This is a genomic window from Streptomyces sp. NPDC020422, from assembly GCF_044386705.1.
In the GTDB taxonomy this organism is placed as follows: Bacteria; Actinomycetota; Actinomycetes; order Streptomycetales; family Streptomycetaceae; genus Streptomyces.
In genome coordinates this window covers 226,474-249,506 of the sequence record NZ_JBIRVJ010000003.1, presented here as the reverse complement: position 1 = coordinate 249,506, position 23,033 = coordinate 226,474, and the positions used below count along the sequence as shown (strand labels likewise).

The 23,033-nt window shown below is 73.7% G+C and carries 15 protein-coding genes; 4 read left to right on the top strand and 11 right to left on the bottom strand.

All coding sequences use genetic code 11. From position 1 onward, the window contains the following. The first annotated feature begins 9 nt into the window (after positions 1-9). The gene (locus tag ACH414_RS08630) at positions 10-3,804 is read left to right on the top strand and encodes a multifunctional oxoglutarate decarboxylase/oxoglutarate dehydrogenase thiamine pyrophosphate-binding subunit/dihydrolipoyllysine-residue succinyltransferase subunit (protein WP_386565879.1); all 3,795 of its coding nucleotides are present in this window, start codon (positions 10-12) and stop codon (positions 3,802-3,804) included. Between the two features lie 73 nt (positions 3,805-3,877). On the opposite strand, the gene fxsT is transcribed toward ACH414_RS08630, so the two are convergent. The 7 genes from fxsT to ACH414_RS08595 form a co-directional block, all read right to left on the bottom strand. Further along, complete coding sequence (gene fxsT / locus ACH414_RS08625) at positions 3,878-6,877, bottom strand: FxSxx-COOH system tetratricopeptide repeat protein (protein WP_382537632.1); 3,000 nt, start codon at positions 6,875-6,877, stop codon at positions 3,878-3,880. A gap of 55 nt (positions 6,878-6,932) precedes the next feature. Continuing rightward, a complete protein-coding gene (locus ACH414_RS08620; protein WP_398941267.1) occupies positions 6,933-8,213 on the bottom strand; it encodes an aKG-HExxH-type peptide beta-hydroxylase in 1,281 nt (426 codons plus the stop codon). 72 nt (positions 8,214-8,285) lie between these two features. Then, on the bottom strand, positions 8,286-8,483 hold the full coding sequence (locus ACH414_RS08615) for a hypothetical protein (protein ID WP_382537627.1): 198 nt from the start codon (positions 8,481-8,483) through the stop codon (positions 8,286-8,288). Positions 8,484-8,641: 158 nt separating this feature from the next. Then, complete coding sequence (locus ACH414_RS08610) at positions 8,642-11,830, bottom strand: SAV_2336 N-terminal domain-related protein (protein ID WP_398941266.1); 3,189 nt, start codon at positions 11,828-11,830, stop codon at positions 8,642-8,644. Positions 11,831-11,837: 7 nt separating this feature from the next. Next, positions 11,838-12,845, bottom strand: a complete 1,008-nt coding sequence (locus ACH414_RS08605) for an AAA family ATPase (protein ID WP_382537622.1) — start codon at positions 12,843-12,845, stop codon at positions 11,838-11,840. Between the two features lie 127 nt (positions 12,846-12,972). Then, positions 12,973-15,111 (bottom strand): trypsin-like peptidase domain-containing protein, encoded by a 2,139-nt coding sequence (locus ACH414_RS08600; protein WP_398941264.1) that lies wholly within the window; start codon positions 15,109-15,111, stop codon positions 12,973-12,975. After that, positions 15,108-15,566, bottom strand: a complete 459-nt coding sequence (locus tag ACH414_RS08595; protein ID WP_382537617.1) for a CU044_2847 family protein — start codon at positions 15,564-15,566, stop codon at positions 15,108-15,110. The genes ACH414_RS08600 and ACH414_RS08595 overlap by 4 nt, the downstream gene beginning before the upstream one ends. Positions 15,567-15,671: 105 nt before the next feature. On the opposite strand from ACH414_RS08595, the gene ACH414_RS08590 reads away from it, so the two are divergent. Then, entirely contained in the window at positions 15,672-15,857 is a 186-nt protein-coding gene (locus ACH414_RS08590) for a DUF6104 family protein (protein ID WP_046907272.1), read from the top strand. Between the two features lie 33 nt (positions 15,858-15,890). On the opposite strand, the gene ACH414_RS08585 is transcribed toward ACH414_RS08590, so the two are convergent. Next, complete coding sequence (locus tag ACH414_RS08585; protein ID WP_386565888.1) at positions 15,891-16,712, bottom strand: hypothetical protein; 822 nt, start codon at positions 16,710-16,712, stop codon at positions 15,891-15,893. A 169-nt stretch (positions 16,713-16,881) separates the two neighbouring features. Here ACH414_RS08585 and ACH414_RS08580 point away from each other — a divergent pair, with 169 nt between their 5' ends. Together ACH414_RS08580 and ACH414_RS08575 are read left to right on the top strand one after the other, a co-directional pair. Continuing rightward, entirely contained in the window at positions 16,882-17,760 is an 879-nt protein-coding gene (locus ACH414_RS08580; RefSeq protein WP_382537611.1) for a DUF4097 domain-containing protein, read from the top strand. A 1-nt stretch (position 17,761) separates the two neighbouring features. Then, entirely contained in the window at positions 17,762-18,775 is a 1,014-nt protein-coding gene (locus ACH414_RS08575; RefSeq protein WP_398941259.1) for a PadR family transcriptional regulator, read from the top strand. 9 nt (positions 18,776-18,784) lie between these two features. Here the strand turns inward: ACH414_RS08575 and ACH414_RS08570 are convergent, their stop codons facing one another. From ACH414_RS08570 to ACH414_RS08560, 3 genes are all read right to left on the bottom strand, one after another. Further along, positions 18,785-20,173, bottom strand: coding sequence for a cellulase family glycosylhydrolase (locus ACH414_RS08570; RefSeq protein ID WP_386565891.1), 1,389 nt, complete (start codon positions 20,171-20,173; stop codon positions 18,785-18,787). Positions 20,174-20,313: 140 nt separating this feature from the next. Continuing rightward, the gene (locus ACH414_RS08565) at positions 20,314-21,279 is read right to left on the bottom strand and encodes a zinc-binding dehydrogenase (RefSeq protein ID WP_382537603.1); all 966 of its coding nucleotides are present in this window, start codon (positions 21,277-21,279) and stop codon (positions 20,314-20,316) included. Positions 21,280-21,410: 131 nt separating this feature from the next. Further along, on the bottom strand, positions 21,411-22,622 hold the full coding sequence (locus tag ACH414_RS08560; RefSeq protein ID WP_386565892.1) for an NADP-dependent malic enzyme: 1,212 nt from the start codon (positions 22,620-22,622) through the stop codon (positions 21,411-21,413). Positions 22,623-23,033 lie beyond the last annotated feature (411 nt).

Here is a 23,033-nt window from a genome sequence, read left to right as displayed (position 1 = left end):
GTTGCCGCCGTGTCGTCTCAGTCCCCCAGTACCCCGAGCTCCCCGACCGACCAAGACGGGCAGGGGAAGTCCCCTGCTACCGCCTTCGGTGCCAATGAGTGGCTCGTCGACGAGATCTACCAGCAGTACCTCCAGGACCCGAATTCGGTCGATCGTGCCTGGTGGGACTTCTTCGCCGACTACAAGCCCGGTGCCGCGGAGACCCCCGCCGCCCCGGCCGCCACCACCCCGGCGCCGAGCACGCAGACGGGCCCCGCACAGGCCGCGCCTGCCGCCGCTCCGGCCGCTCCGGCCGCCTCGGTGCCCGCTCCGGCCCCGGCTCCCGTGAAGCCCGCCCCGGCGGCTCCCGCGGCGCCCGCCCCGGCCCCGGCCCCCGCGAAGCCCGCCGCCGCGGCTCCGGCCCCGGCCAAGGCCAAGGAGGCCACGGAGGCCCCCGCCGGCCCCGAGCTGGTCACCCTGCGCGGTCCCGCCGCCGCGGTCGCGAAGAACATGAACGCCTCGCTGGAGATGCCGACGGCCACGTCCGTCCGCGCCGTCCCGGTGAAGCTGCTCTTCGACAACCGCATCGTCATCAACAACCATCTGAAGCGCGCCCGGGGCGGGAAGATCTCCTTCACCCACCTCATCGGCTACGCGATGGTGCAGGCCATCAAGGCCATGCCGGCGATGAACTACTCCTACGCGGAGAAGGACGGCAAGCCGACCCTGGTCAAGCCGGAGCACGTGAACTTCGGCCTCGCGATCGACCTGGTGAAGCCCAACGGCGACCGCCAGCTCGTCGTCGCCGGCATCAAGAAGGCCGAGACCCTGAACTTCTTCGAGTTCTGGCAGGCCTACGAGGACATCGTCAAGCGCGCCCGCGTCGGCAAGCTGACGATGGAGGACTTCACCGGCGTCACGGTCTCCCTGACCAACCCCGGCGGCCTCGGCACCGTCCACTCCGTGCCGCGTCTGATGCCCGGGCAGTCGGTCATCATGGGCGTCGGCTCGATGGACTACCCGGCCGAGTTCCAGGGCACCTCCCAGGACACCCTGAACAAGCTGGGCATCTCGAAGGTCATGACGCTCACGTCGACCTACGACCACCGGGTCATCCAGGGCGCCGCCTCCGGCGAGTTCCTGCGGATCGTCGCCAACCTCCTCCTCGGCGAGGACGGCTTCTACGACGACGTCTTCAAGTCGCTGCGCATCCCCTACGAGCCGGTCCGCTGGCTCAAGGACATCGACGCCTCGCACGACGACGACGTCACCAAGGCCGCGCGCGTCTTCGAGCTCATCCACTCCTACCGGGTCCGCGGCCACGTCATGGCCGACACCGACCCGCTGGAGTACAAGCAGCGCAAGCACCCCGACCTGGACATCACCGAGCACGGCCTCACCCTGTGGGACCTGGAGCGCGAGTTCGCGGTCGGCGGCTTCGCCGGCAAGTCGATGATGAAGCTCCGCGACATCCTCGGCGTGCTCCGCGACTCGTACTGCCGCACCACCGGCATCGAGTTCATGCACATCCAGGACCCGAAGCAGCGCAAGTGGATCCAGGACCGCGTGGAGCGCCCGCACGCCCGCGTGGAGCGCGAGGAGCAGCTGCGCATCCTGCGCCGGCTGAACTCGGCGGAGGCCTTCGAGACCTTCCTGCAGACCAAGTACGTCGGCCAGAAGCGCTTCTCGCTGGAGGGCGGCGAGTCCGTCATCCCGCTGCTCGACGCGGTCATCGACTCCGCCGCCGAGTCCCGCCTCGACGAGGTCGTCATCGGCATGGCCCACCGCGGCCGCCTGAACGTCCTGGCGAACATCGTCGGCAAGTCGTACGCGCAGATCTTCCGCGAGTTCGAGGGCAACCTCGACCCGAAGTCGATGCACGGCTCCGGCGACGTCAAGTACCACCTGGGCGCCCAGGGCACCTTCACCGGTCTCGACGGCGAGCAGATCAAGGTCTCCCTGGTCGCCAACCCCTCCCACCTGGAGGCGGTCGACCCCGTCGTGGAGGGTGTCGTCCGCGCCAAGCAGGACGTCATCAACAAGGGCGGCACGGACTTCACCGTCCTGCCGATCGCCCTGCACGGCGACGCGGCCTTCGCGGGCCAGGGCGTCGTGGCCGAGACGCTCAACATGTCGCAGCTGCGCGGCTACCGCACCGGCGGCACGGTCCACGTCGTCATCAACAACCAGGTCGGCTTCACCGCCGCCCCGGAGTCCTCGCGTTCCTCGATGTACGCGACCGACGTGGCCCGCATGATCGAGGCGCCGATCTTCCACGTGAACGGCGACGACCCGGAGGCCGTGGTCCGCGTCGCGCGGCTCGCCTTCGAGTTCCGCCAGACGTTCAACAAGGACGTCGTGATCGACCTCATCTGCTACCGCCGCCGCGGTCACAACGAGGGCGACAACCCGCAGTTCACCAACCCGCAGATGTACACCCTGATCGACAAGAAGCGCTCGGTGCGCAAGCTGTACACCGAGTCGCTCATCGGTCGCGGCGACATCACGCTGGAAGAGGCCGAGCAGGCGCTGCAGGACTTCCAGGGCCAGCTGGAGAAGGTCTTCGCGGAGGTCCGCGAGGCCACCTCCGCCCCCGTCTCCCCGCAGGTCCCGGACGCGCGCCCGGAGTTCCCGGTCGCCGTCACCACGGCGGTCTCCGCGGAGGTCGTGAAGCGGATCGCCGAGTCGCAGGTCAACATCCCGGAGCGGATCACGGTCCACCCGCGTCTGCTGCCGCAGATGCAGCGCCGTGCCGCCTCGATCGACGACGGCACCATCGACTGGGGCTTCGGCGAGACCCTCGCCATCGGCTCGCTGCTGATGGAGGGCACCGCGGTCCGCCTGTCGGGCCAGGACTCCCGCCGCGGCACCTTCGGCCAGCGCCACGCGGTGCTGGTGGACCAGGAGACCGGCGAGGACTACACCCCGCTGCTCTACCTGTCCGAGGACCAGGCCCACTTCAACGTCTACGACTCGCTGCTCAGCGAGTACGCGGCGATGGGCTTCGAGTACGGCTACTCGCTGGAGCGCCCGGACTCGCTGGTCATCTGGGAGGCCCAGTTCGGTGACTTCGTCAACGGCGCGCAGACCGTCGTCGACGAGTTCATCTCCTCGGCCGAGCAGAAGTGGGGCCAGACCTCCGGCGTCACCCTGCTGCTGCCGCACGGCTACGAGGGCCAGGGCCCGGACCACTCGTCCGCGCGCCCGGAGCGCTTCCTGCAGATGTGCGCCCAGGACAACATGACGGTCGCCATGCCGACGCTGCCGTCGAACTACTTCCACCTCCTGCGCTGGCAGGTGCACAACCCGCACCACAAGCCGCTCATCGTCTTCACCCCGAAGTCGATGCTGCGTCTGAAGGCCGCGGCGTCGAAGGTCGAGGAGTTCACCACCGGCGGCTTCCGCCCGGTGATCGGCGACGAGACGGTCAACCCGGCCGACGTCCGCAAGGTCGTCTTCTGCGCCGGCAAGGTCTACTACGACCTCGACGCCGAGCGTCAGAAGCGCGGCGACACGGAGACCGCGCTCATCCGCCTCGAGCGCCTGTACCCGCTGCCGGGTGCCGAGCTCCAGGCCGAGATCGCCAAGTACCCCAACGCGGCGAAGTACATCTGGGCCCAGGAGGAGCCGGCGAACCAGGGTGCCTGGCCGTTCATCGCGCTCAACCTGATCGACCACCTGGATCTGGCGGTCGGCGCGGACATCCCGGCGGGCGAGCGCCTGCGCCGGATCTCCCGCCCGCACTCCTCGTCCCCGGCGGTCGGCTCGGCCAAGCGCCACCAGGCCGAGCAGGCGCAGCTGGTCTCGGAGGTCTTCGACGCCTGATTCCGCTCCGTCCGAACGCCGGAGGCCCGGCACCCCTGAGGGGGTGCCGGGCCTCCGGCGTTCGGACGGCGAATCAGAGGAAGGCCTCGAAGTCCCAGTACGGGCGGCTGCGCTGACGGGCCGACAGGGTGTGGGGGTGCTGCGCGCCGAGGGTGCGGGTGAGCGTGAGCAGGGCGTCCTCCTCCAGCTTCCCGGCCTCCTCGGTCTCGCGCAGGCCCCGCAGGTCGGTGGCGAGCGCGATCTGGCAGGAGAGGGTGAGCGGGTGCTCGTTGCCGAGGGTGCGCCGGGCCCGGCCGAGGGTCTCGCGGCTGAGGTCGGCGGCGTCGGCGACCCGGCCGTTGAAGTTGCGGGCGGCGCCGGCGTTGAGGGCGCAGCCGAGGACCCACGGGTGGTCGGGGCCGAGGGAGGCGGTCAGTCCGGCGAGCGAGGCCTCCAGCATGGCGAGCGCGTCGGCGCGCTCTCCGGCGGCCTGCATGACGAGCCCGGTGCTGCACAGCATGCCGGTGGCGAAGGGGTGGGCGGGCCCCAGGAGCGAGCGGTAGCCGGCCTCGGCCTCGTTGATGAGGTCCCTGGCCTGGGCGAGATCGCCGTGCTCGCGCAGGAAGCTGCCGTAGTCGTTGATGAAGGCGAGCGTGACGTAGTGGCCCCGGCCGTGGACCTGTTCCAGCTGGTCGAGGACGGTGGCCATCATGGCGCCGATGTCCCGCTGGAAGCCGCCCTCCCGGCGCCGGCAGAGGGTGAGCTGGGCGCGGGCCTTGAGCGTCTGCGGGTGCAGCGGCCCGAGCACCTGGACGTGCATCTTCAGGTTGGCCTCCTGCCGGGCCAGGGCGTCCCGGTAGCGGCCGAGGAGGCGCAGGTCCTGGGCGAGGGCGATGCCCGAGTTGAGGGTGTTGGCGTGGCGCAGGCGCAGGACGGTCTCGCGGATGGCGAGGGTCTCGACGTCGTAGTCGTACGCCTCCTGGTAGCGGCCCAGGAGGCGGAGTCCGAGGCCGAGGTTGAAGCGGGCGACGAGGGTGACGAACTCGGTGTCGCCGAGCAGCCGCCGGGCCTCGTCGAGGACTTCGCGCTGGAGGGTCTCCGCCTCGCCGTACTGGCCGAGGTGGCGCAGGTCGCTGGCGATGGCTCCGCCGCAGAGCATGACGCCGAGCTCGTTGACGGGGGTGGCCTGGGTGAGGCGTTCCCGCAGGGCGTGGTCCAGCTGGTGCGCTTCGCGGAACCGGCCGCTGGACCGCAGGACGTTGCCCTCCTGGGTGGTCAGGTCGAGCATGGGCTGGGCGAGCGGGTGCATGAACTCGCTCCAGCGGGCGCGGATCTTCTCGGCGAGCCGGGCGCCGGCGGTGTACTCGCCGCTGCGGTAGCAGTAGCGCAGACAGTTGAGCACCGCGGTCTGCACGCGCGGGTTGCGGCTTTCGAGGGCGCCGGAGGGTTCCAGGTGGGGCAGGAGTTCGGCGTAGCGGGGCCAGTGCCGGCTGTCCATGGGGTTGCCGGGGTCGGCCTCGGCGAGCAGGGTGCGGATGGCCTTGCGGTGGGCGGCACGGTGCGGGCCGTCGGTGAGCCGGGACACGATGTCGTGGACGAGCCGGTGCATGTGCACGGACTCCTGGTGCGGGCCCAGTTCGTTGGCGGGCCCGCGGGCGTCACGGGTGAGGACGGAGAAGTTGACCAGGGTGTCCAGGGCCCGGCTCCAGGAGGGCAGGTCCGTGGTCATCCAGCGCAGGTCCTCGGGGAGTTCGGCCTGTGGATAGGCGCGGACGATGCCGAGGGGGATGCGGCCGGGGGCGAAGGAGGCGCACAGGCTGAGGATCTCGACGGCCTGCGGCTGGGAGCGTCGGAGCCGGTTGATCAGTATCGACCAGGAGGTGAGGGAGGCGTGCGGGAAGCCGTCGACGGCGGCGGGCTCGTCGACGGTGGAGAGCCGGCCCTCGCGGACCATGCGCAGGTACTCGGGGACCTCCATGCCGGACTCGCCGAGCCAGGCGGCGGCCTGGACGAGCGGCAGGGGGACGTCGCCGAACTCGGCGGCGACCTCGTCGGCCTCGGGCGCGGTGACGTGCGGGGCGCGGCGCATCAGATAGCCGGTGGACTCGGCCCGGTCGAAGCTGGGGATCTGGAGGATGTCGGTGTGGTCACCCCAGCCGCGGTTGCGCGAGGTGATGAGGACGTGGCCGGGGCCGTGCGGCAGCATGACCTCGGCGTCCTTGGTGTCGTCCCAGCCGTCGAAGACCACGAGCCACTTGCCGTGCGGGTCGCCGCGGCGCAGCGCCTCGCGGACGGCGCGGATGCGTTCGCCGGGCTCGTTGCCCGCGGGCAGGCCGAGGACGGCGGCGAGTTCGCCGAAGCGGTCGCGCTGGACGTTGCGGTCGTCGGAGCTGACCCACCAGACGACGTCGTACTCGGGGCTGAAGCGGTGGGCGTACTCGGCGGCGATCTGGGTCTTGCCGATGCCGGACATGCCGAGGAGGGTGCAGGCGGCGTTGCCGCGCTCGGCGTCCATGAGCCGCTGCTGCAGCTCGGTGAGGAGGTCGTCCCGGCCGGTGAACCGGGGGTTCCGGCGGGGCACGTCGCCCCAGATCTCGGGCGGTGTGTCGGGGTAGCGGACCAGGGCGGAGGGCTGCACGCGGCGGGAGGCCGAGCGGCGTTGCTCGATGCCGAGCCGGCTGAGCAGCCGGGCCTCGGCCTCCTCCTCGCCGACGCCCCACAGGCTGACGGGTTCGAGGACGGCGGTGGCCGGCAGCAGGGGCCGGTTGGTGAGGTTGACGGCGGCGAAGCGGTCGGCGTGGGCGGCGACGAAGCCGCGCAGGACGTCGTTCCATTCGCCGGCGGGGCGCGGGCCGAGCTCGAAGAACCAGTCGTTGAGGACGAGGAGGACCTGGCCCCGGGCGAGCAGCAGGTCGCCGAGGGAGTCCTCCAGGGGGACCTCGCGGGGCGGGTCCCAGCGCAGCAGGGTGTTCCGGATGCCCTGGAGGTCGAGTCGCTGTGCGATCCAGGCGGCCCAGGGGCGGTGATAGCCCGGAAAGACCACCAGGACATGTTCCGGCGCCGCCGCGGCGCCCGTCCGCCCTTGTTCCGTCATCGCGTCTCCCTATCCGCTCACGCGCCACGTTCTGTCGTCGTACTGCGACACAGTGTCACCCGAGGGGTCCGCGGACCCCGCCGAGGCTCGCATGGTGCCTCCGCATTTGGTTCGCGAACTCCCTTCCTGCGATGGTCAGTTCATCGGATTCAAGCAGGATCTCGAGCGCTCCGCCCACCTGAACGTGGAAGCGCTCGAACCGCTGTTCCGCGCGCGTCCGCCACCCCGGCGGCGCGCCGTCGGCCACCACCGCGCGCCACCACAGGTCGGTGAGGGCGAGATGGGCGTACGCCCCCTGCAGGACCCCGGCGATGGGGCGGGGGTCCGACCGCCAGCCCACCCGGTGCACGGAGGTCCGGCCCGCCCGGTGCAGCGGTACGAGCTCGTGCAGGGCGGCCAGTTTGCTGTGGTGGACCTCGTGGACGAGGGTCTCGGCCATGGTCCGCGGGCTCGACGGCAGGGAGGCGAGGACGGCGCCGGGGGCGGCCCGCAGGGTGGCGCTCATGGGCACCGCGGGCGGCCCGCCGGCGCTGAGCGGGACGACCGCGCGCACGGTGCGCCGGACCTCGGCGGAGCGGACCGGGTCGACCCGGTCGAGCAGCCGCTGGGCCTCGCGCCAGCGGCGGGTCCAGGTCCGGTCGTCGGTGGCGGCGCGGTCGGTGGCGGTCCTGGGCGGGGCGCCGACCCCGCCGGGCGGCACCCGGTAGGGGTCGAGGTCGTCGAGCAGGGCGGTGGCGCCGGGCAGCGCCCGGAGGGCGCTCCAGGCGGGGCCGAGACCGGTGAGCCGGCCGGTGCCGGGGTGGGCGAGGACGAGCACGCCGTGGGCGGTGCGCGCGCCCTCGGGGGCGATGCGCGCCACCCGGCCCCGGGCCCGGATCCGGATCCGTTCGGCGCCGACGCGGAAGTGGCCGACTCCGGCCAGCGAGAGGACGCCCTGGGGGGCGGCGACGCCGATGTCGAGGGGGCAGCCGGCCCGGAGGGCGGCGGTGACGGCGATGGACTCGAAGCGGGCGAGGCGCTGCCCCAGCTCGGCGCCCGGTCCGGCCCCGAGGGCGGCGGCCAGCCAGGAGCCGGTCGTGGGGTAGTCGAGGACGTCGCGCACCACCACGGGGTGGGCGCGCTCGGCGCGTTCGAGCAGCCGCCAGGCGTCCTCGAAGCGGTGCACCACGGCCGGATCGATCTGGTCACGCTCGCGCTGCACGCGGATGAGCAGCGCCTTGAGCAGCAGCAGCCGGCGCCCGCGCAGCCCGGCCCGGAGCGCGGACATGCCGACGACGGCGGGGCCCGTCCTGGCCAGTTCGCCGAACTCGGCCTCGGTCAGAGGGGCGGTCGTCACCGCGCGCCCTTTCCGGCGGGGGGCTGCCGGTCCGGGAAACTGGCCGGAACGCGCCGGTGGGGGCGCGGCTCGTCAGGGGTTGCCCTCACTGACCCAGGACTCGCCGAGCTCCAGGGGCCGGCCGAGGATCCGCTCGGCCTCGGCCACCACCGCGGGGTGGTCGAGGACCCACAGGGTGCGCAGATCGACGGCGGCCAGGTCGGGCGGGGGTGCGGGCGGCGATCCGGCCTCCCGGCAGACGCCGGTCTGCCACTGCGTGTGCTCCAACACCCTCGGCTCCTCCTCACCGACCCTTGTCCCCCACGGTCGTAGCGGCGGAGCGGTTCTTCCCGACGCGCAGAACCCAGAAACCCGTTCGACTCAACTGCGCCCATTCACGCCCCCGTTATCCAGCCGTTCCGCTGTCGCCGCTTCCGCCGGCCCCGCGGCTACGTCCCCGTCCCCCGCCAGGCCCACCACGGCGGCGCGATCCGGCGGCGCTGCTCGCGGGAGAGGCGGTCCGGCTGGGGCCGGGGGGTGGCGGTGGTCTCCGCGAGGAGGGTGCGGGTGCGTTCGACGTCCGCCCAGTCCAGGGGGATCAGCGCCGCGTCGAGCCGGCGCCACTGCTCGACGGCGGAGCGCAGCACGGTGCCGGCGCGGCCGAGCCGGCCCATCAGGAACAGGACGGCGCCCTGGGAGTGCAGCGCGCGGGCCGCGGTGACGGTGCCCGGGAGCTCGCCGTGGGCGGTGCGGGCGTCCTCGGCGGCGTGCTGGTAGGCGGTGAGCGCGTCGGCGAGCCGGCCGTCCCTGGAGGCCTCGCTCAACTGCAGCCGCACCCATCCCAGTTGCAGCCACACCTCGGCGCGGGCCCCGGGCTCGCGCGCGGTGCGGACGGCCTGGTCGAGGAGGTGCCGGCTCTCGAAGAGGTCGGGCAGGAAGCCGGCCCGCTCGAAGCGCAGGGCCAGGACGCTGCCGATCAGGATCCGTGCCAGGGAGCGGGCCGGGGCGTCGGCGGGCAGGCAGGTGAGCGCCTCGCGCAGGACGGACTCGGCGCGGTCGACGGGTGCGGTGCCGGTCCCCGCGGCGGCGCGGCGCATCAGGGACTCGCCCCAGGTCATGAGGAGCCGGCCGCGCTGCTCGCCCTCGGCGGGGGTGAGCAGGGTGGCCTGTTCGTACGCCTGGTCGGCGGCGGGCCCGTCGCCGGTGGAGTCGTGGAGCCGGGCCTTGGCGGTGGTCCAGCGCAGCCGGAGCGCGGTGGAGTCGCCGAGCAGCGGCTCTGCCCGGTCGAGCGCGGCGGCGGTCTCCTGCGGGTCGGCGGCGGTGAGGTGGAGGGCGTCGACGAGGTCGAGCAGGACGGGCCCGCTCTCGCCGAGGGCCAGCGCGGCGGTGAACGCGGCCGCGGCGGCGGCGCCTTCGCCGCGGGCGAGCAGCAGCCGTCCCCTGCGGACCAGCAGGGCGGAGTGGTGGCTGTCCGGCCAGCCGGTCACATCGGAGGCGGCGGACGCGGAGGCGCCGGGCTCCGTCGGGGTGGCGAGCACGGCGAGGGCCGCGTCCAGGTGGGCGGTCTCCCCGGTGTGCCGCCACAGGGCGTGGTGGGCGGCGGCCTGTTCGAGGCGGGCCTCGGCCCAGGCGGCGGCACCCGGCGGGGCCAGCTCCCCGGCCCGTACGAGCTCGGCGACGGCCCGGGTGAGCAGCTCCTGGCGCTGCCCCGCGTCCCGTACGGCGGCGGTGCCGGCCTGTGCGTACAGGGCCTGGCCCAGGACGAGGAGGGCGCCCGCGGTGTCCTCCTGCGGCGAGTGGTCCGACGGGTCCTCGTCGGCGGGGGTCAGGGCCGCCTCGACGAGGGCGAGGACCTCGGCGAGCAGCGCGGGGTCCGACTGCTCGCGCCACTGCGCGAGGCGCAGGCGGGCGGCGGTGAGCGGGTCGGGCGTGACGAGGTCGGGCTGGTAGAAGCGCAGCACGCGCGCGGGGATGCGGGCGAAGAGCTCGGTCTCCGCGGCGGCCGGTTCCTCGGCGTCCTCCCGCGGCCCGGCCGTGGCGGGCTCCTCCTCGGTGCCGTGTCCGGCGAGCCGGGCGGCGGCGAGGGCGGGGAAGTTGCGCATGCCCTGGCCGAAGTTGCGCTCGACGAACTCGGAGACGTGCTTGAGGACGAGCGCGGCGGCCCCCCGGTCGAGCGAGCCGAGCAGATGCTCCTGGACGGCGCGGGGGTAGCTGAAGCACGGGTACGGGGTGGGCCCGGGCAGCCGCCGTAACAGGCCGCTGAGCAGGACTTCCGCGAGCTCCATGGGGCCGGTGTCGGGGAGCATCGCGCGCTGCACCAGCTGCATCACGGGCAGGGCGAGGGGCGCGGCGGCGAGGTGGACCGCGAGCCGTAGCGCGCCCGGGGAGGCTCCGGCGCGGAAGGCGCGCAGCAGCTCGTCGTCGCCGCGCCGGGTGCTCCGGGCGGCGCCGGCGGCCGGGGGGCGCGTGTGCTCGGCGCCGATCCGGGCGGCCCAGCCGCGGACCGCTCCCCCGCCGTGGCCGGTGAGCAGCCGGGCCCAGGAGGCGAAGGCCTCGGGGGTGGGGGTGAGCACGGGCACCGCCCGCAGGTCGGCGGCGACGGGCTCCCAGGGGGCCTCGTCGGGCTCGAAGCGCGGCTGCCCGCCGGGGGCGGCGGGCCGCACCAGGGCGCCGGGTTCGACGGGCAGGGCGGTGCGCGACCAGAGGCGGGGCGGCAGCGGCTGCACGAGGGCGAGCGGGGACTGGCGGGGCCACTGGTGGATGAGCCGCTGGGCGGCGCCGCGCTGCCAGAGGGGGCCGACGCAGTCGCTGACGATGAGGGTGAGGCGGCGGCCGGTGGGGTCGTGGAGCTGGTCGCCGGGGCGCAGCCGCGGATGTCCGTCGGGGTCCGAGGTGGTGGTGACGAGCGGGGGGCCCTCGCCGGTGTCGTAGAGGCGGTGCACCTGGACGTCGCGGAAGGCGCCGGACTGCTGGCAGGCCTGGCGCAGCTCCTCGACCATCCGGGTCCACACGACCATGGCGGGGCCCGTGTCCATGAGGAGCTGGATGTCGGGGCGCAGGTTCGCGGCGGGGCGCAGGACGGGGGTGAGGATGCCGGCGGCGGCGCTGTGCTCGGCGGTGGCCTCCTCGTCGAGCCGTCCCTCGCCCGGGCGGCTCGGGAAGAGTCCGGCGTAGTGCCGCAGCGGGCGCAGCGCCTTCTGCAGGCCGAGGAGACCGGGCAGGGCGTTGGCGCCGGGGGCGCGCACGGGCAGGGCGGCGCCGGGGCGCACGGCGGTCCCGCCCGAGCCGCCGGAGCCGCCGTCCGCTCCGGCGCCCGCGGGGTCGTACCGCATGTGCAGGTCGACGGTCTCGGTCGGGCGGGCCGGTGGGTCGGTGGGGACGGACGAGGTTCCCGGGGTCTCGGTGCCGGCGTCGCCTATGGCCGAATCAGTGCGGTCCTCGGAGTGTTCGGGGTCGTCAGGGCCTCCGGGCAGCGCGGAGCCCGGCGTCCGGTCCCCCGACCGCTCGTCCGGATCGGCGCGCGGCAGCCACTGGGCGAGCCAGAGGGCGTCCGCCACCTCCTCGGCGGTCGGGTCCTGGCCGCCGGCCCGCATTCTGCGGGTGAGTTCTTCCAGGTGCATCCGGTCCGTCCGGTGCATCCGGCCATCACCTCGGCTGATCGAGCGGCTGCATGAGCATGTCCGCGATGCGTTCCCGGGTCACCCGCTCGGTGCGGGGGGCGTGCTGGGTCAGGTAGAGGGCGTTGAGCAGCTGGTCGGTGGCGATCACCTCGCCGGGCTCCCGGTTGAGGAAGCGGTCGACGAGGCCCGGTTCGGCCGCGGCGGCGTCCGCGCCGAGATGGGCCTCGATCATGGCGCCGAGCTGCTCCTCGCCGGGGGCCTCCAGCTCCAGGCGGATGCAGCGGCGCAGCAGGGCGGCGGGGAAGTCCCGTTCGCCGTTGGAGGTGAGGACGATGAACGGGAAGGTGGTGCAGCGGATCCGCCCTCCCTGCACGGGCACCTTGCGCCCGTCGTCGGTGAGCACTTCCACGACCGGCTCGCGGTCGGCGAGCCGCTCCAGCTCGGGGATGGCGAACTCGCCCTCCTCCAGGGCGTTCAGGAGGTCGTTGGGCAGGTCGAGGTCGCTCTTGTCGAGCTCGTCGATGAGCAGCACGCGGGGCAGCTCGGAGGGGAGCAGGGCGGTGCCGAGCGGGCCGAGCCTGAGGTAGGAGCCGATGCCGGCCGGGCTCGCGGCGCTCGCCGCGGCGTCCGCGCGGGCGCGTTCCAGTTGGACGTCCTGGAGGCGGCCGATGGCGTCGTAGCGGTAGAGCCCGTCCTGGAGGGTGGAGCGGCTGACGATGGGCCAGCGCAGCACCCGGCCGAGCCCGAGCTCGTGGGCGACGGCGTGGGCGAGGGTCGACTTGCCGGTGCCGGGGTTGCCGGTGACCAGCAGCGGTCGGCGCAGGTAGAGGGCCGCGTTGACGGCGTCGGTCTCCTCGGGCCTGGGGTGGTGGTTCTGCACGAGCCTGCGGCGCACGCCGAGCCGCCGGTCGGAGCCGGCCAGGGTGTCGTCGGCCCCTCCCGCGGAGAAGTCGCGCCAGGGCGGCGGGGCGGGCAGCCGCCGTATCTCGTCGTGCGGGTGGCCGGCACCACGGTAGATCCGCCAATCGTTCACGCCTGACTCCTCCTGGCTGTGGTGGTGACGCCGGCCCCGTCGACGGTACCGCTCGACCGTGCCGCCTGCCGATGCTCAAACCGGTCCGGTTGCGGGCGAGTCGACCCCGTCCGGCGCGCGGCCGGGCTCACCGGTCGCCCTCCCCGAGCAGCGGCGGCCCCTGGAGGAGGTCGTCGAAGGGCGGCCGGTCCGGCGGGTCGTAGAGGACGGCCAGGTCCTCGGCCCAGGCGTGCTCGGCGCGTTCGGTCGGGTCGGCCTCCGCGTCGGCGACCCTCATCCGCAGGGTGCGGACCGGCTGGTGCAGGCCCTCGGCGGAGCCGGCGCCGGCGAGGAGCTTGCCGACCTCGTGGTGGAACTCGGCGCAGTCGCCGTGGTCGCCCGCCCCGTGCCGCCACAGGGCGATGGGGTGCCCGGCGGCGAGCGCCACGTCCATCGCGCGGTGCCCGTCGCCGCCTCCGACCGGGCCGCAGTAGACCGGGACGCTGCCGTCGCCGACCCCGCCGAGCCGCTCGTACGCGCCCAGCCGGCTCTCCTTGCGGATGTGCGGGGCGTGCGCGGCGTGCGCCTCGGCGCCGGCGGCGAGGACCTCGGAGCGCAGGGGCACGGCCCGCAGCGGGCCGCCCTCGCTGCCGCGCCAGCGCCGCCGCCACTCGGGCGAGGGCGGGTGGTGACTGCGCTGGCGGTCGCGGATGACGACGATCCGCCGTTGCCCGAGCGGGAGGGAGCGCTCGCCGAAGTGCTCCTCCTCGGGGGTGAGCCGCCAGGTGTCGAGCGGCAGGTCGAACAGCTCGCGGGGCAGCACCACTTCGACGGCGGCGAGGTGGTCACCGCTGTCGCCGCGGCCCAGGGCGTCCACGAGCGGGGCGCGCAGGGTGTCCTGGAGCCGGTCGCGGGCCGTCCCCTTGTCGTCGCCGCTGAGCGGGCTGACCGTGCGCCCGTCGAAGAGCAGCATCACGCGCCAGGCGTAGCGCTGGGGGCTGGTGTACGGGACGGGGTCGACCTCGATGCGTACGTCGGCCCGGGCGCCTGACTCCCGCGCGGGGCGGGCGGCGGGGGCCGCCGGGTCCTCGCGGCCCGGGCCGTCGGCGGCTTCGGCGTGCGGGGCGGGGTCGGCGCCCGCGCGGGGTGCCTCCGGGTCGAGGAGGGCGGCTATCTCCTCCTGGACGGCGCCGTGCGCGCCGCCGGACTCGTCGGCGATCCAGTCGACCAGCCCCGGCAGTCCGTCGAGCTCCGGCCCGTACCGCTCGGTGAGGTGCCGGACGATGCGGGCGGTGTAGAGCAGGACGGCGTCGAGGCCGAGGTCGGTCGTCCCGGACGCGTTCTCCTGCCGAGGCGCGTGGAGTTCGTGCAGCAGACCCACGCCGTCGCGCCAGGTGCGGGCGTCGGTCTCCAGGACGGCCTGGTAGTCCGGGTGCAGCACGCGGCGCTTGACCGCGTCGACGAGGGCCATGACCTCGCCGGGGCCGGTGGGCGGCGGGAGTTCGGCGAAGCGGCCGTACAGCTGCACGCGCCGGGCGGGGCTGACCCCGCGCGCGGTGGCGGGCCAGAGCTCCATCTGGGCGGCGGTCCAGGTGCGGCGGCCGCGCGGGAAGCGGAAGCGGGCGAGGTGGTGGCGGTCGTGGGCGCGCAGCACCTCGTGGAGCACCTCGCCGCCGGGCACGTCGTGGAGCTCGCGCAGGGCGGTGAGCGGGACGGCGGCGCCCTCGTCGCGACCGCGGCCCTTGTTGAGGCCGATGACCGCGCCCCTGCGCAGGTCGACGACCGGGCCGCCGGAGACGCCCTCCACGGGGAGGGAGCCGCGCAGCAGCAGGGCCCCGCCCTCGATGGCGTGGGCCTCGCCCTCGGCGTCCCGGACGCGGACCTCGCCGGTCTGGTGGGACCAGCCGTGCAGGCTGATCGGGGTGGGGGTGGTGGGCGGGCGCTCGCTGAGCCGTACGCAGGCCACGTCCAGCGCGTCGGGGACGTGGACGAGGGCGAGGTCGGGGAAGTCCCAGCGGGTCGGGGGTGCTTCGGGCGCGGCGGGGCGCGGCTTGGCCAGCACGACGCGACCGGTGGTCTCGCCGCCCTCCCAGCTGATGCCGACGGCCGGCTCATCCCTCCACACCGCACTCCCCCCTTTGGCCACGACATGGGCGCAGGTCAGCACCCAGCCGGGGGCGATGAAGAAGCCCGTGCCCCAGTACGGGTCGCCGTGCGGGTCATACCCGCCACCGGGAGCGGCGATGCGTACGAGCGCGGGGCGCACGAGAGCGTCGAAGGCGCTCATGCGGCGCCATCGGCCGCGGGCGGCGGCACGGGTCCGGTGCCGGGGGTGTTCTCCGGGGAGGCGGGGGGCGCGGGGACGGTGGGCGCCGCGCCGGGGGGCGGCGGGGCCGGGGCGGCCGGGCCCGGTTCGGTCCAGGTGAGGGAGACGTTCACGGAGGCCTTGCCGCCTCCGTCGGCGAGGACGCCGATCACCTTGCCGGCCTGCGCGGAGAGTTCGATGCCGAAGCTCACGGCGACCTCGACGGGCGACTGCGGGTCGATGCCCGCGCGCAGCGAGCCGACCACCCCGCGCACCACGTCGGTGAGGCCCCCGGCCATGGACACCACCCGGTCGCCGATGCTCCCGATGCCGGTGTCCTGGAAGCCGCTGCCCCGGTCCAGCTCCTCCGCGGCGCTGATCCGGGCCCAGACGGGCGTGCCGTCGTCCAGTCGAATGCGAGCGATTCCATGCGTCACAGCGGCCCCCGCTCCCCGAAACGATGATGAAGCAGGCTAGTCCGTGGCGCGGAGGAGCGACAGGGGACGCCGTGGGGCCGTCCCACCACGGCCTATTCTGATCGCATGTACTTCACCGACCGAGGCATCGAGGAACTGGAGAAGCGGCGGGGCGAGGAGGAGGTCACCTTCGAGTGGCTCGCCGAGCAGCTGCGGACCTTCGTCGATCTGAACCCCGACTTCGAGGTGCCCGTCGAGCGCCTCGCGACCTGGCTGGCCCGCCTCGACGACGAGGACGACGACGAGGACTGAGCGGGGCCTTCCGGGCGCGGCCCGGGGCCGGTGCTACGCGGCGTCGTCGCGCAGCCGGTCGTAGGCGAGGCCCAGCGCCCCGTGGGCGACCAGGAGCGCGCCGGCGGTCACCCAGCCGCCGCTGCGGCGGCCGGCGCCCCAGAGCAGCAGCGGCACTCCGGCCGCGAGCTGGGCCGCGCCCAGCAGGCGGGCCCTGGGGCCGCGCAGATACGGGCCGAGGCGGCCGCCCTCCACGGCGTCGAGCTCGGCCCGTACGGCATCGCGCCAGCCGGACCCCTCGAGCTGTTCGGCGCCCTGGGCGCGGGCGACGGACCGCAGCCGGTCGGCGCCGTCGCCGGGTGAGAGCCCGGTGGGGAGGGCGAGTCCGGCCCGGGTGAGGACGGCGATGAGGCCGACGAGCCGGGCATGGGCGTCGGCGTCGGGATCGGGCCTGGCGAGCGGTTCGAGGGCCTGGATGTCGAGGACCGGGTCGAGGCCGAGGCGGGCGGCGAAGGTGCGCATCGCCTCGTCCTCGCCGACCGGGGTGCCGTCGGCGAGCCAGGTGTAGCCGACGGTCCTGCGGAATCCCGCGGCGAGGATGAGCCCCGCGCGTTCCGCGTCCCACCACAGGGCCAGGACGGGCCAGGTGGCGGCGGAGACGGCGAGGGCGGTGGCCCAGCCGGTGACGACCCGTTCGACGGGCTCGCCGTCGTCGAGCCACGGCTTCCCCTCCGGTACGAGGACGCTCCAGTCGGGTCCCGCGGGCGCGAGGAGCAGCTGCTCCCGCAGCAGTCGGGCCGGCGGGCGGACCGCCGGCGGTTCGGCGCGGCAGAGCAGCAGCGCTCCGGCGGGGCGGGATCCCGGTGTCGCGTTCATGGCCCCACGCTAGGGCAATTTGTCCGCGTACGGGGGTGATTGATCACCCCTACGGGCCGGGCGTCCGGGTTGCTTCGGGGTTGACTTGCCAAGACCGCGATATATCGTGTGTATCGAGAGTCGCGATATGTTGCGATCTCGTTCACCCACCACACGGGAGGCCAGCACCATGACAGAGTGGTCCGTCACAGAGCCGCGGAAGCTCCCGCTGACCGATCCCGTGAGCCGGCTCCGGATCCGCATCGTCGGCGGCACGGTCAACGTGGTGGGCACCGCCGAGAGTTCCGCCCGCCTGGAGATCTCCGAGATCGAGGGCCCGCCGCTCATCGTGACCCAGGACGGCTCCACCCTGACCGTGAGCTACGAGGACCTGCACTGGAAGGGCCTCCTCAAGTGGCTCGACCCCAAGGGCCACCGGCGCCGGGCCGTGGTCTCCGTCGCCGTCCCGGCCGACGCCGACGTCGAGGTCGGGGTGGTCAGCGCGGAAGCCGTGATCTCCGGCATCAGGGGACGCACGGAGGTCCGCGGGGTCACCGGCGACACCACCCTCGTCAAGCTCGCCGGACCGGTCCGCGCCGAGACCGTCTCCGGCAATCTGGAGGCCCAGTCCGTCACCGGCGCGCTCCGGGCCAACTCGGTCACCGGCGACGTCACCGTGATCGAGGGCGCCGGAGCCGCGGTGAAGGCGGACACGGTCAGCGGGGCGCTGGTCGTCGACCTCGACCCGGCCGCGGACCTGGAGGGGCCGCCCGCCGACATCCGCCTCACCAGCGTCTCCGGCGAGGTCGCCATCCGGCTGCCGCACCCGGCCGACGCGACGGTGGAAGCCAGCACGACCAGCGGCGGCGTCTCCAACGCCTTCGCGGACCTGCGGGTGGCGGGCCAGTGGGGCGCCAAGTCCGTCACCGGCACCCTCGGCTCCGGCCGGGGTACGGTCCGGGCCACCACGGTCTCCGGCTCCATCGCCCTGCTGCGCCGCCCGGAGCCGGAGCCCGACGGCGACGGCTGGACCGCCGCCACCCCCTCCGAGTCCGGAAAGGTCCTCTGACATGCCGCCCGTCTTCGCCCACGGCCGACTGCGCCTCTATCTGCTCAAGCTGCTCGACGAGGCCCCCCGCCACGGGTACGAGGTGATCCGCCTCCTTGAGGAGCGCTTCCAGGGGCTCTACGCGCCCTCGGCGGGCACGGTCTACCCGCGGCTCGCCAAGCTGGAGGCGGAGGGCCTGGTCACCCACGCCACCGAGGGCGGCCGCAAGGTCTATTCGATCACCGACGCCGGCCGGGCGGAGCTGGCCGGCCGCGGCGGCGAGCTCGCCGATCTGGAGGTGGAGATCCGCGAGTCCGTCTCGGAGCTGGCCGCCGAGATCCGCGACGACGTCCGCGGCGCGGCCGGCAAGCTGCGCAGCGAGATGCGGGCGGCGGCGAGCGCCTCCCGTTCGACGGAGTCCTCGTCCTTCGCCGACGCCAAGGAGGAGCTGCGCAGGGCCCGCCAGGAGTGGCGGGAGCAGGCCCGCCAGGCCCGCGCGGAGGCGCAGTCGGCCAAGCGCCAGGCCAAGGAGTTCCAGCGGATCGCCCGGCAGGTCCAGGAGCAGGTGCAGGAGCAGGTGTCGCGCGGCGAGTGGCCGAAGGGCGTCTGGGAGGGCATCGCGGACATCACGTCCCAGCTGGGCGACCTGGTGACGGGCGCCTCCCACGACAGGCCGCCCCGCCGCCCGAAGCCCCCGGAGCAGCCCTCGGCCCCCGATCAGCCCTCGCCCCCCGATCAGCCTCTGCCGGCGAAGCACCTGACGCCGGAGCACAGCCAGGCCCGGGAGCCGGGCCTGGCCCCGCAGTACACGCCGGCCCCGACGCACGGCGCGCTGTCCGACTGGGCCGCGGACATAGAGGCCGGGGGTGACCCGGCCCGCGAGCTCGACCGGCTCCTCGACCGCTTCCGGGACGATGTCCGCGACGCCGCGCGGGACCACGGGCTGGGCCGCGAGCAGCTGACGGAGGCCCGCCTGCGCCTGGCCGCGGCGGCCACGGAGATCACCGCCCTGCTGCGCCCGCGCACGAAGGGCTGACGCCCGGCCTCAGCCCCGCGTGACCGTCACCGTCACCGGGGCGCCGGGGGCGGCGAGGATCCAGGCGCGACCCTCGGTCCGGCGCACGACGAGCGCCCTCCCCCGGACCGCGACCCGCCACGCGCCCGGAGGCAGGGAGAGCTCGGTGATCCGGGGGCCGCGGCGGGTGGTGGAGTCATAGGCGAGCCGGTAGACGCCCGTGCCGGAGTCGTACGCGGAGGAGCGGACGGTGCCGGCGACGGCCTCCGCGTACGGCTCGGCGGTCAGCTCCTTGTTCGTACGGAAGGCGCCGGTGGCGTCCACCGCGCAGTAGCCGCCGCCGTAGCACCACTCCCAGCCCGACCAGCCGGAGCTGTAGCGGCCGAGGGAGGCCATCGCCTCGCGGTAGAAGCGGTTCATGTTCGGCCGGGAGTTGTTGAGCGGACCCCACTCCCCCACCACCACCGGGACCTTGTACTCCTTGGGGTACAGGGTCACGGCCGCCTCGTAGTTCTCGATCCAGCGGGCGGACGGGTCGTAGTCGCCGCCCGCCTCCATCCCGCCGTTGTAGAAGTGCGGCGCGTACACCACCTTCGGGTCGTCGATCCGCCCGAGCCCGGTCGGCACGCCCTCGCCGACGATCGGGGTCGGCTCGACGAACAGCCAGCCGTCCCGGTCGACGGAGCGGATCGCGTCCGCGATCCGGTTGTACATCGGGGTCAGCTGCTCGCTCTCGATCCGCCGGGCAGCGGTCGCCAGGTCCTCGCCCTCCCGCAGCTCGCCCATGGGCTCGTTGATGGGGTCGTAGCCGAGGACGGCCGGGTGGTCGCGGAAGCGCTGGGCGAGGACGCGCCACATCCGGGCCTGGGCGCTGCGCAGGTCGGCGTCCTCGTAGAGATGGGTGAAGGCGCGCTGCACGGCGGGCTCGAAGTACTCGGAGAACCAGTCGTCGGGGTGGTGGGTGAAGGGCAGCCCGTCGGTCCTGGTGGCCCACTTCGGGATGCCCCGGGAGCCGAACTCGGGCCCGAAGACGTCCTGGTGGGCGTCGAGGACGACCTTCACGTCGTACTTCCGGGCCCAGTCCAGCACCCGTTCGATCTTCCGCAGGTACTTCTCGCTGTACTGACCGGGCCGTGGCTCGAGGTCGTCCCAGAAGACCAGCAGGCGGGCGAAGTTGAAGCCCTTGGCGCGCATGTCGCGGAAGTGGCGCTCGGTGATGGCGCTCAGGGCCTGGTCGCCGCTGTGGGACTTGTCCGCGAGGTTCCAGCCGCGCAGGGTGAGCGCGCGGCCGTGGGCGTCGGTGAGGGCGGGGATCGCATCGCCGTCCGCCCCGCCGCGGGGGCCGGTCTCGGCATGGGCGGCGGTCGGGGCGAGCAGCGTGGCGACAACGGCGGTTGCCACGAGGGTGGTTCGCAACAAGGGGACCTCCGGCACGATGAAGTGAGCATTGTTCACGTTTCTCGTGCCGGAGATCCCATCAGCCCTACCGGCGAGTCATCAAGGGGTCGTTCGGGAGGACTTCAGGAGCAGGACTCCGGGAGAGGACTGCAGGAGGGGACTCAGGAGGTCGTCAGGACGATCTTCCCGAAGAGATCGCCGGAGGCCATCTTCTCGAAGCCCTCGCGCGCCCGGTCCAGCGGCAGCACCTCGTCGATCACCGGGCGCAGGCCCGTCGCGGCGCAGAAGGAGAGCAGGTCCTCCAGCTCGTCCTTGGAGCCCATGGTCGAGCCGACCACCTTGAGCTCCAGGAAGAAGATCCGGGTCAGCTCGGCGTGCGAGGGCCGGTCGCCGCTGGTGGCGCCGGAGATGACGAGCGTGCCGCCCGGGCGCAGCGACTTGACCGAGTGCGACCAGGTGGCCGCGCCGACGGTCTCGATGACGGCGTCCACCCGCTGCGGCAGCCGCGCCCCCGGCTCGTAGGCCTCGACGGCGCCGAGTTCGATGGCCCGCTTCCGCTTGGCCTCGTCCCGGCTGGTGGCGTAGACCCGCAGGCCGGCCGCCTTGCCGAGGGCGATGGCGGCCGTGGCGACACCGCCGCCGGCGCCCTGGACGAGGACCGAGTCGCCGGGCCGTACACCGGCGTTGGTGAAGAGCATCCGGTAGGCGGTGAGCCAGGCGGTCGGCAGACAGGCGGCCTCCTCGAAGGAGAGCTCCTTCGGCTTGGGCAGCACGTTCCAGCTGGGCACGGTGACCCGCTCGGCGAACGTGCCCTGGTAGCGCTCGGTCAGGATCGAGCGCGGCTCGTCCGGGCCGACCCCGTGGCCGGTCTGTCCGATGACGGAGTGCAGGACCACCTCGTTGCCGTGCTCGTCGATGCCTGCGGCGTCGCAGCCGAGGATCATCGGCAGCTTCTCCTCCGGCAGCCCGACCCCGCGCAGCGACCACAGGTCGTGGTGGTTGAGCGAGGCGGCCTTGACGGTCACGGTGGTCCAGCCGGGTCGTACCTCGGGCTCGGGGCGTTCCCCCAGTTCGAGGCCGTTCAGGGGCTGGTCGCGGTCGATTCGTGCAGCGTAGGCGGCGAACATGGGCCCGACACTAGGGCGCGACGGGGAGCTCACGGAACCACGCACCGGTGTGACGCACATCCCTCACGGCATGCGAAAGGGCCCCGTACGCCTGGGGTACGGGGCCCTTCTTCGTTCGGCGCGGCGACGCGTCAGCGGCGCGCGACACCCTCCGCGCGGGCGGCGGCGGCGACCGCGGCCGCGACGGCCGGGGCGACCCGCTCGTCGAACGGCGAGGGGATCACGCAGTCGGCGGCGAGCGCGTCGCCCACCACGTCGGCGATCGCGTTCGCCGCGGCGATCTTCATGCCCTCGGTGATCCGGGAGGCCCGGACCTGGAGCGCGCCGGCGAAGATGCCGGGGAACGCGAGGACGTTGTTGATCTGGTTCGGGTAGTCCGAACGACCGGTGGCCACGACCGCCGCGTACTTGTGCGCGACGTCGGGGTGCACCTCGGGGTTCGGGTTGGCCATGGCGAACACGAAGGCGTTCGGGGCCATGGACGCGACCGCGGCCTCGGGGACCGTGCCGCCGGAGACGCCGATGAAGACGTCCGCACCGGCCAGCGCGTCCTCCAGGGAGCCCGAGAGACCGGCCTTGTTGGTGAGCCCGGCGATCTCCCGCTTGACGTCCGTGAGGTCCTCGCGGTCGCTGCTGACGACGCCCTTGCGGTCCGTCACGCAGACGTCGCCGAGGCCGGCCTCGAGCAGGAACTTGGCGATGGCGACACCGGCCGCACCGGCGCCGGAGATGACCGCGCGCAGCTCGCCGAGGGTCCGGCCGGTCAGCTTCGCCGCGTTGCGGAGGGCGGCGAGGGTGACGATGGCGGTGCCGTGCTGGTCGTCGTGGAAGACCGGGATGTCCAGGCGCTCCTGGAGCTTGCGCTCGATCTCGAAGCAGCGGGGCGCCGAGATGTCCTCCAGGTTGACGCCGCCGAAGGAGGGGGCGAGCCGGACGACGGTCTCCACGATCTCGTCCGTGTCGGTGGTGGCGAGCGCGATCGGCACCGCGTCCACGCCTCCGAACTGCTTGAAGAGGATTGCCTTCCCCTCCATGACCGGAAGCGAGGCCTCCGGGCCGATGTCGCCGAGTCCGAGCACCGCCGTGCCGTCGGTCACGACCGCGACGACCTGGGACTTCCAGGTGTAGTCGTTGACCAGCTCGGGCTGCTCTGCGATCGCGGTGCACACCTTGGCGACGCCGGGCGTGTACGCGAGGGACAGGTCGTCCTTGTCGCGCAGCGGCACGGTGGCCGTGATGGCCATCTTGCCGCCGCGGTGCAGCGCGAAGGCCGGATCGAAGGGCTCGCCGGGAGCCCCTTCCGTACCGGCCTCGCTGCGAGGATTGACGATCTCCGCTGCCATTGGGTTGACCCCTTAAGTCTTCTTCATTTGAGGGTGGCCACTCCTTGATGAGGAGGGGTGGGTGGGTCCCGCAGCCGCCGTGTCTGGCAGCCGCGCGGGCGCGCCGCACAACGCGCCCTGAGCCCCGGATGAGGGGTGTAAGGATCCTTCTTACCGGACAGACGGGTCCGGAGACGAGTCCATACCTTCTCGGTGACGCGACTCATACCGACCGCTACCGGGCACGGACGGAGAACGACACGTCACTCCATGTCCGGAAAGATACTTTCCCGACCCGAATAGCGGTGTTCGCTTCGTCCGAATGCCGAGATCAGCGGGATAATTTCCGGTAGGGGAGACAACTTCCCGCAGAAGGTTTCGCCTAGGGCGGCCTGGCCACCGGGCATCGGGAGCGACCCGTTACCCGATTTT